Raw genomic sequence first — 2,177 nt, forward strand, 5'->3', positions numbered from 1 at the left:
CCGGCCTGCGCGCCGTGCTGATCGCGGTGGGCATCTTCGGCACGGCGATCTTCTACGGCGACGGGGTGATCACGCCCGCGATCTCGGTGTTGTCCGCTGTGGAAGGGCTGGAACTGCTGTCGCCGGTGTTCAAGCCCTACATCGTGCCGCTGGCGCTGTTCATCATCTTCCTGCTGTTCTTCGTGCAGAAGAACGGCACCGGCGGCATCGGCCGCCTGTTCGGCCCGGTCTGCCTGGTCTGGTTCTTCGTCATCGCGGCGCTGGGCATCCCGCACATCCTCGCGCACCCGGAAGTGCTCACGGCCGTGAGCCCGCACCACGCGCTGCGCTTCGCCGCCGCACACCAGGGCACGGCCTTCGTGCTGCTCGGCGCGCTGGTGCTCACTGTGACGGGAACGGAGGCGCTCTACGCCGACATGGGCCACTTCGGCAAGAAGCCGATCCGGCTGGCGTGGTTCGCGCTGGTGATGCCGTGCCTGCTGATCAACTACTTCGGCCAGGGCGCGCTGCTGCTGCAGGACCCGAAGGCGATCGCCAATCCCTTCTACCTGATGGCCCCGCCCTACCTGCTGGTGCCGCTGGTGATCCTGGCGACGGCGGCGACCGTGATCGCTTCGCAGGCCCTGTTGTCGGCGGCGTTCTCGGTGACCAAGCAGGCCATCCAGCTCGGTTACCTGCCGCGCATGCTGATCCGCCACACCTCCGTGCGCGACACGGGGCAGGTCTACCTGCCGGTGGTGAACTGGAGCCTGTTCGCCACCATCGTCGTGGCCGTCGGCCTGTTCCGCAATTCGACGAATCTGGCGTCGGCCTACGGCATTGCCGTGACCACCGACATGCTGATCACGACGTTGCTGACCTTCTTCGTGATCCGCTACGCCTGGCGGCTGCCGCTGGCCCTGTGCCTGGGCGCCACCGGCTTCTTCTTCCTGGTCGACGTGCTGTTCTTCGCCTCCAACACGCTCAAGCTGCTGGCGGGCGGCTGGTTCCCGGTGGTGATCGGGCTGACCATGTTCACCGTGATGATGACGTGGAAGACGGGGCGCGCGATCCTCAACGACAAGATGGCCGCCGATTCGCTCGACCTCAAGAGCTTCCTCGAGTCGGTGTTCGTGTCGCCGCCGACGCGCGTGAACGGCACGGCGGTCTTCCTCACGCCGCAGCCGGGCGTGGTGCCCAACGCCATGCTCCACAACCTCAAGCACAACAAGGTGCTGCACGAGCACAACCTGTTCGTCACCATCCGCTACCACGAGGTGCCGTGGGTCGGGCTCGACCAGCGGGTGGAGATCGAGCCGCTCAGCCACGACTGCTGGCAGGTGATCCTGCACTACGGCTTCAAGAACGACGTCGACATCCCGCGCGCGCTGGAGCAGGTGCGCGGGCACGGGTGCGACCTCGAGCCCATGACCACCAGCTATTTCCTCTCGCGCGACGTGGTGGTGCCCAGCATCGGCGGCGGCATGGCGCCGTGGCGCGAGAAGCTGTTCGCCCAGATGCACCAGCACGCGGGGGCGGCGGCCGACTTCCTCAATCTGCCCAGCAACGCGGTGGTCGAACTGGGCTCCAAGATCGAGATCTGAGCCCGGCGCGCCCGGACCCCTTGACCGCCTGCCCGGCTGCTCCCAAGAATGGCAGGCAAAGCAGCGGGAGCCGATCGTGCAGCATGCGCCACGTTCCAGCAGGCCCTGGCGGCAAGTCGTCGTCGCGCTGCTGCTTGCCCTCTGGGCGGGAGTGGCGGCGGCCGCGGGCGTCACCGTGCTGCAGGTGCGCGATGCCATCGGCCCGGCCAGCGCCGACTACGTGATCCGCGGGATCACGAAGGCGGCCGAAGCCGGCGATGCGCTGGTGATCCTGGAGCTCGACACGCCGGGCGGCCTGGACCACTCCATGCGCGACATCATCCGCACCATCATGGCCTCGCGGGTGCCGGTGGCCGTCTACGTGAGCCCGCAGGGCGCGCGCGCCGCCAGCGCCGGCACCTACATCCTCTATGCTGCCCACGTCGCCGCCATGGCGCCCGCCACCACGCTGGGCGCGGCCACGCCGGTGGCGATCGGCTTTCCCGGCGCGCCCGACAAGCCGCGCGCCCCCGCCAGCGGCGCGGCCCCGCCCGACGCCATGACGGCCAAGCAGGTGCACGACGCCGCGGCGCTGATCCGCGGCCTCGCGCAGCA

At 68.9% G+C, this 2,177-nt stretch carries 1 protein-coding gene and 1 pseudogene; both read left to right on the plus strand.

What is annotated here, in order from left to right:
* On the plus strand, positions 1 to 1,583 hold a 1,583-nt coding region (locus tag VFM98_RS00595; RefSeq protein WP_325107945.1), incomplete at its 5' end, for a potassium transporter Kup.
* 76 nt (positions 1,584 to 1,659) lie between these two features.
* Positions 1,660 to 2,177 (plus strand): annotated as a pseudogene (locus VFM98_RS00600) (nodulation protein NfeD); the annotation flags it as partial.

This window comes from Ramlibacter sp., from assembly GCF_035706265.1.
Classification (GTDB): Bacteria; Pseudomonadota; Gammaproteobacteria; order Burkholderiales; family Burkholderiaceae_C; genus Ramlibacter.